The following is an 8,321-nucleotide window of genomic DNA, read 5'->3' as shown; positions in this document are numbered from 1 at the left end:
ACGCCCTCTAATACCACCTTACCTTCTTCTGACAAAATTGTCACATTGCCTGCGTTGAGGTTACTTTTTGCGTGAGTGAGGGTGTCGCTTTTACTTTCTCGGGTCTGTTTTTGTGTGCCAACACTGACGGAGATTTTCACTGCTGGATTTTCTGCTGCAGCGGCATTTTGCTCCATCCCTTTGCCTAACTGCCCTAAGGTATCAGCCACTTTTTGAGCATTTTGAGCCGCAATCACTGCCTCTTCTGCCGCTTTGACAGCATAAACGCCTTTGAGCTTATCATTCTTCGTAGCTTTGGCTTGTTGTAATGCCTTGTGAGCGGATTGTATTGCATCGGTCACGGGGGTTGAGAGTGCGATACTTAACCCCGATTGACTGAATTCATACTTATCGGTGGTTTGAATCACATCTTTACCCGCAACAAGCCTTGCCCCCTGTTTACCTGATATTGTCGCGTTTTTATCATTGGCAACAATCACATCAAGGTTACTTGCAAAAGCCTGATTACCTGCTCGCAGAGTGACATTGCCTTGTTCACTGGCAAGGGTATTGCGAGCAGTGCTTTGGATTGCACCGTTTAAGGTATCTTCTTGACGAATGGTTTGGCTACCAATTGTAAAACCAAGTTCACCACCGTTTAATAACCCATTGCGTTTCGTTGTTTTTAGGTGCTTTTCATAGAGTGTGTTGGTTGCTGACGTTAAGTTTATGTCATTCTCTGCAACCAGCTCAACATCACCTGTTTTAGACACCGCTAAGAGGCTTTCCCCTCGTATATTTTGTTTTGCGTGGAGATATATGCTATCACCAGTGATTTCCGTGCCTTTATGGGTAAGCTCCCTCTCGTTGTCATATTGTGTTGTCGTCTTGCGTGAAACTGCACTGCCACTTTTTGTTTTGTGATATTCCTCGTAAGTGGTGGTGCGTTTGGCTGTGCCTAGCACCATTTCATTTTCCGCAAGGGCAATTAATTTACCGCCCGCATCTAAATTAGCCCCTTCTGAGTAAATATGTTTACCTCGAATTTGAACCTGCCCATTACCTGAGATATGGCTCACTACCATACTATTTTCACCTTGGTTGCGATAGTGGTTACCACCGCCCATTTTCTCATCAAAGCCCACGGCTAACCCATTCAGATCAATCCTCTCTGTTAGGTGGATATCCGTTAAACCCTTACCACTATTTTGGATTTTAGCACCTGTCATCGTGAGATTTTCCCCTTCCAACACCAATATACCATCTGCATTTTTAGTGTGGATTAATGCCTGACGGCTTAGGTTGGTTTGAGTGCGGCTAAATCCCTCTAAATTGATTTCACTTGTTTTGGTTGTGCTGCGTAAATCAATGTCTTTCACTTTGAGCACGGTCGCTTGCTCTCCTTCAATCACGCCCCCTAAATTCAGTAATTTATTGCCTGAAAGAGTGGTTACTGCACCACTGAGTGTTCCGCTGTTCTCTAGTTCATTGGCGTTGAGGGTGGTGAGATGACGCCCGTAAATCGTACCGCTATTTTGTAGGGTTGCTAAATGATTAAGGGTAATGTTTTCGCCTCCGATGAGTGTGCCTAAACCATCAATGTCCCCTTTTCTTGCTACTACATATACGCGAGGAGCTAATACTTTCTGTACACTGCCATCTGCGAGGGTTATCTCCGTTGGTTCAAACCACACGATATCGCTTGTTAGCGAAGCAACTTGCGTTGGTGAAAGGGCAATACCTGGACGAAGGTTAAATCGTTGAGCAAAACTGATCCCCGCATCCATCAATGCTTGATATTGGCTCTCAAAGGTATGTTGGCTTTCGTTAAACATTCTACCTGTTAGTTGGTTAATTTGCTCACGCACTAAGCGTTGCTCGTAATAACCATCACCCAATCGCTTATGCACATTCTCGTGTTCGTGGCGTAGGGCATTAAACATATAATCACTGCTTAACCAACGGCGATTATCAGTAAACTCAGGATCAGTTTCGATTAGTATGTGGCTGGCTGGGTTTAGCTGAACCTTGTATAAACTTGAATTCGGTAAACGCTTATCCACCCCAATGCTTCGAATTTCATTGGTGTGTGCAAAATCAGGCACATTGCTAGGTTGCGTGTGAATTGCTGTTTCATTTAATAATACTTCACCATTAGCAAGTGGGGCATTTTGCGTGATTTTTTGATAAGCACTGTTGGCTTGTGTGTTTACCACTTGCAAGGGAATATCTGTTCGTGTTTCGTGGATGTATGCATTCACACTACCCCATTTACGTTGATGGTAACGTTTGACTCCCCCTCGCCAACGAGAGTAAGTCCATTGTTCCGTACCGTGATCGTCAATAATGCGTTCACCCCATTGGTCGTTATTTGCCACTTGGATAGTCGGGTTTTGCGTATTGCTGATTGTACCGCCTGCTAAAATCGTACTTTGGTTATTGGTAAGATTGCCACTAAAGGTTAAATTTCGACCCACTAGAATTTGCCCCGGTACGGAATCTGTTGCAACATCTTCTTTAATGACGCGTTCCTTAACATTGTTGATCCAAAAATCTAGAAACTGTCTGCCTTGTAGCTTACCGTTATGTGCCTGAATTTTTTCTTCTAATTGTTCAAATGCCGATTTATTTTGTTCAGCCCAATCAAGATAAGGCTGAATATCTGCTTGATATTTGGCTTGCTCTGCTTCATAGGCTTGTAAGGCTGCTTGGTATGTTGCTTTATCTGCATCATATTGTTTCAAACGTGCCTGATATTTATCTTCACTTTCGCCTAAGCGTCTTCTCCTTGGTTCGCTTGGTGCGACAGGGGCATCTAACTCAGGGTCTAGATAGCTTACATCAGGCAGAGCGGGGGCTTGAGTAGGTGGAGTGATACCAAAATATGTCCAAATAGGATCGTCTGGTAAGTAGAGCGATTTGGGTGTAGGTACACAGCCTGTTTGCTCGGCGACATTTTGGCAAACCATTTCATTTGGCATTGGTAGCACTTGTGTGGCTAATTCCTCAGGGTTTTCAGGTTTTTGTGATGTATTGTTGAATACCACTTTTCCTGCACGGCTAAACCCGACCCATTTAAGTTGCTCAAAGTTAATCCGTTCACCATTTCGCAAGGTATTGCCTGAAACTAAATAGCTTTCATTGACGGGTGTTCTACTTTTCTCCGTTAATACATTATGAATATATTGGTTGCTATTTAGCATATCTGTTACATTCAATGTGAGATTGTTTGCTACCTCAATAATGCTACTTGTGTTACGTAATGTTTTTGCCACCCCAATCGCTTCATTCTGTTCATTTAATTGTTGCCCGAATACCATCTCCCCATCACTGGATAACGTGACTCCTGATTTCTCGCCTTCGGCGGGTTTTAGCTGATGTTGTTGGTTGATAATATGATTTGCCCCAATATCTAACCTTGATCGTGCTGCAATCACGCCTGATTTAATTTCGCCATCAATGCGTTCGTCTTCATTGATAAGGGTATCGGCTTGCAAGGCAATATGGTTACCATAAATTCGTCCTGTGCCGATATTTTGTAATATTTGCCCAACTCGAATGACGGTATCGCCTAAGGCATTGACTAATCCACGGTTAATGAATGTTTGTGGGGTATTTAATTCAACCGATTGCCCTTTAATGTTCGCATCTGCGTTATTCTCAATTTGTATTGCATTTAGATGTAATTTCCCACTAGAGTGTAGTGTGGCACGGTTTACTAATTTACCTTGAGTGGTAATGTTTAAACTCTGTTTGCCAACAATGTCGGTTTGTGAGTCAAAATCTTTTACCATATTTAGTGCAGTCTCTCCCCCTGAAATCTGCCCTAAGCTACTCAGTGAGTGAGTATTAATGGTTAAACGCCCTATTGAATGTATTTCCCCTTGTTGATTTTCAATAGACAACTCATTCCCTTGGATATGTAAATCCCCAGTAGAACGAATTTCGCCTTGCTGATTATTTAAGAGCGTGGTGAGCCAAAGCGTGCTATTAACCAGCGTATAAATACCCCCTTGATGATTATCTAAATGAGGTGTGGTGACATTCAAGGTACTGGCAACCAAGCCAGACTCAGGTAAGATATCTGTTGTTTTTGTGCGACTATTGTCAAGTTTTTGCGCACTAATAGAAAGGGTATTACTCGCTTGCACTAAACTACCTTGAGTAGTGCTTTTTTGATTATCAAGCTGTTCAGTCACGGTAAGTGTTGCATTATTTTTTGCCTCTATGATGCCACTATCATTCCAAATATGTTGGGCTTGGAGTGAAATATCACCCCCTGCGATCACTTTCCCCTGTTCTTGGTTATTCAGCTCACCTGAATGCGTATGAATAGTCGTATTTTTCCCGCTATAAAGTGTTCCCTGTAAATTGGTTAAAGTACCACTCGTGATATTGAGATGTTCGCCCGCAAGAATGTTACCGTGCTGATTGACTAAAGAATTTTGATGAAGCTTAATGGTCGCATTTCCTTGTTGAGCGAGTATGTAACCCTGTTGGTTATTTAAACCAAAATGATTAATGGAGAGTGTTTTTCCAGCGATTAACTTTCCTTGATTATTGAGCAATGGTGTGACGGATTGAGTGGAAATACTCCCTTTTAGGCTTTTAATTATACCTTGCTGATTATCTATACCCGCTGTATGGGTATGAATATCAATATTTCCTTGATTTTGAATGACGCCACCTAGATTATTTAAGCCTTGGGGTAAATCCAATGTAAGAGGCACGTTTCCAACCGCAAACCAACGACCAGCCTGATTATCTACTCGTGCAGCACTCACTTTCCACTGATGAGCATTGAACTCACCGCCGACTGTAGAAAATGTCATCGGAGTATGAATATTAAGCTTATCATTTGCAGACCATATTGCGCGTGCTGCATCAATATTGCCTGTTGTAGCGATTACGCTAATAGTATTTGCACTTTTCTGACTGTCATTGACATCAATCATCTTGGCAGAGAGAGTAATATCCCCCGATGCGGTTGATTTACCTTGAGCGGTTATTTTCCCAGAGCTAGTAAGTTGAATCGATTTCCCCTGTGCAGACTGGGTGTCTAACTGGCGTGTTTCGCCTTTGTCATTCTCTGTAATCGTTACTCCAGCAGCCAGTAATGAATCGGTAGTGGCTTGGATTGTTGGGGCGGTATAAGTGATATTGCCTTTTGCTACCGTTTCGCCTTGTTGGGTAATGGCTTTAGTGGCTTTTTTGTGAATATCGCCCCCTCTTGCCACAACGGAGCCATCTTGTTTGATGTCCGCTTGTGTGGTGAGCTGAATGTTCTCTTGACGGTTTTCGATTTTGCCTGTGTTCTCAATCCCTTTACTTGCTGTGAGACTAACCGCTTGGTTAGCATTAAGCGTACCTGTGTTGATAATCTGCCCTTGGCTGTCAATGTGAAGGGTATTGCTACTTGCCCCAATATGCCCTGCATTACGCACACCAACCCCAGTTTCCGTCCCAATTAGGTGGATTTTGCCAGCGTACATTCCACCTAGCTCACCCACATCTACCGCAAATTGTGGTGAGTTTTCTGATGCAAGCGGTGGGTTGGTATGAATAATTTGCAAATTATCGGTAGCATCTGACCGCTTGATGTGGTTTTTCCCTGTTACCACTTTGAGTGCTTTATTTGTCCACACGCCAGCATTGGCTTTGACTTCTCGGCTGAGAATTTCAGTGTAGTCTGCTTTGCTGTTATCTAAACCTTTACCCTCAATACTGACCTTACCTTTTTCTACCACAAAGCTGTCTAAGTTGCCTTGCTGAATCTGTGGTTTACCTGTGGTGAGTGTGGCACGGTTGGCATTAATCACACCACAGCCATCACAATGTAAACCGCTCGGGTTAGCAATAATCACATCCGCTTTTTTACCTGCCACTTCCACATAACCTTTTAACACACTTGGATTGTTGGAATTGACCTCATTTAAAATGACCTTCGCCTCACTTCGGGCTAAATAAGGATTGCCCTGCACCCAACCAGCTTGCTGAGTTTGCACATTCGTGCGACTGTTGTTGAGAATCGCCCCTTTGGTATCGACATCAAATGTTGAGTATTTATTGTGAGAAAGCCCTTTTTCATTGGGGGTTTGAATATTGACTTGGGGTAAACCATTTGCGGTTTGTAAAATAATCGGTTGCTGGTTTTTCGGGGCGGATTTATCCGCTTGAATAATCAAGGTCTCTGCGAGAGCATTATTCGAAAACGCGACAAACCCTAAAGCACAAAACAGGCTAAAGGTAAGCGGTCGGATACGGGCAAAAAGTTGCAAATCAGGAAGCCCAAAGCTACCGCTTGTTTCATTAGATTTACCGTCTGTTTTGGCAAGTTCGGAGGTAACGATAAAACGTTGTAATGTTTTACTGAAAATAACACGGAAACATTTTTTATTCATTGGAAAATCCTTATTAATATTTAGAAACTATACCCGAGATTAAAGCCTGCAACGGCATCCGAAGTGCGGAAACCCTCAGGCATTCGAATGGGTCTGCCGATAAATACATCATAGTAGAAGCCTTTCCACCCACCTTTAAGCCCTAATGCACTACCGACAAGGTGATGTCCAAGCTGACTTTCTGACAAGCTAGATACTCGCCCACCATCTAAGGCGAGGTAGAGTTGATGACCTTTATTGTGTACATTCCACGCCAGCTCGTTACGCCATAGCCAACCACGCTCGCCAGAAAGGGAGAGTTCACCATCAAACCCTCTTACTGTATAACGCCCACCGATGCTAAAACGATCTTGTGCAATCAGTGGGGTTTTATTCCATTGTGCATTCCAACTAGTTTGCCACTGCCAAGGCTGTTCGCCTACCATAAAGGGTTTAGTGAGAGAAATCGTCGCTGTAATGATTTTCGGGCGAGAGGTTCCTTCGTTCCACAGTTCTTCTGGTGCAGATAGCGAACCTCTCGCACCTGTTCCTCGCTTGAAGTTTGCGGATAATTCAAGGGTGGCATTCCCCATATATTCTTTATGCGAAATGCCAGCTTCCCAACCTGCCATTCTTCGGCGTTGCACATCAACTTCAGCATTATCAACAAAGTTTTTCGATTGACGAGACCAAAAACTGCCCGATAAAGTGGTTTTACGCACCGCATCACGATAAAGCAAATAAGCGAGGGTTAATTTTGTATTGTTGCTTTCACCCGAATATCGGTAGTTATTCTCAAATGCACCAAAAACTTCTTGATGATAGCGACTATAATTTTGCGTTGCGGAAAGTGTCCAATAGCCAAATGGAATGGAGTAATAGAAAGTGAGATTTTTACTCGCTCGTGAGCCTTTGTCATCTTCGCTACTTTTTAAACTGTGTGTGAAAGAGGTATAAAATAGGTCATTAGCAGAGAAGAGATTATCAATAGAGAGTGTCGCCGAGCCTTGATATTTCCCTGTTGAACGAGAGCCTGAATCGTCAAGCCCTAAATTTAGGCGAAAAGGAAACGCTTGGTTGTAACTCACTTTTAAATCACTTATCCCAATATTCTCGGCATTTTCACTTGGGAGAATCTCAATATTCGCCTCAACAGTAGGCACACGTTTGAGATTTTCTAAAGATTGTTCTATATCACGCACATTGAGCAAATCGCCTTTTGCAAAGGTAAATCCATTCCAGCTTTGAAGGCGAGTAAAGCGAGGGACGTTACTGCTATCGGCAACAATCGTATTCCCGATTTTGCCGAGAATAACCGTTAAAACTAAATTGCCCGAACGCAAATCTTGCTCTGATGCCACCACCCGAGTTGTTACATAACCTTTCTCAATAATGTTATTTTGGATTTGTTTCATCAAAATCCCTAAGCCCTCGCCACCAAAGCAGTGTGGGAGCGTAATCTTTAGATCGCTAACAGCTTGATTGAAAGCCCATTGAAATTGACTGATTTGCAGTGAATTATCGGCGGAATAGTCAATCAGAGAAATTTGATGAATAGGAAAACAAGGAGATTCAGAGATAGGTAAAGAGAGGGATTGTTGTGTGGTATCTAAACGGACATCGGCAGCGGATTGGAGTAAGGTTGATTGCGATTGCTGTTGCTGTATTTGGCGTTGCTGTTGGTTTGCATCTAATTGATTTAATTGAGATACATCGTCCTTGCTTGAATTAGCGAGGGCTGATAAAGAAACAATAGGTAAGATAAAGAGTGATATTTTGGAATAAAGATGGTTCATAGATTTCAACAAATAATTTCATTTGGAGTGAATTCTATAGATTGCTCAAGGATAAGGCAATAATAGTATTATCTATATCCTCAATATTTCTTATGGCGCGAGAGAATACTCGCACCATTTTGCATTTAATTTATTGAAATAAATTAACTCAGATTATTGACAAAGT

At 42.6% G+C, this 8,321-nt stretch carries 2 protein-coding genes; both read right to left on the bottom strand.

The annotated features are described in order from the left end of the window. Positions 1-6,380 (bottom strand): two-partner secretion domain-containing protein (locus A1D25_RS07685; protein ID WP_157395110.1); only part of this gene is annotated, 6,380 nt, incomplete at its 3' end. 20 nt (positions 6,381-6,400) lie between these two features. After that, positions 6,401-8,155, bottom strand: a complete 1,755-nt coding sequence (locus tag A1D25_RS07680; RefSeq protein ID WP_157395109.1) for a ShlB/FhaC/HecB family hemolysin secretion/activation protein — start codon at positions 8,153-8,155, stop codon at positions 6,401-6,403. Between the last annotated feature and the right edge of the window lie 166 nt (positions 8,156-8,321).

The organism is Ursidibacter arcticus, assembly GCF_009761375.1.
In the GTDB taxonomy this organism is placed as follows: Bacteria; Pseudomonadota; Gammaproteobacteria; order Enterobacterales; family Pasteurellaceae; genus Ursidibacter; species Ursidibacter arcticus.
Note: the sequence above shows the minus strand (reverse complement) of the source record. Positions and strands in the feature narration are given on the sequence as shown.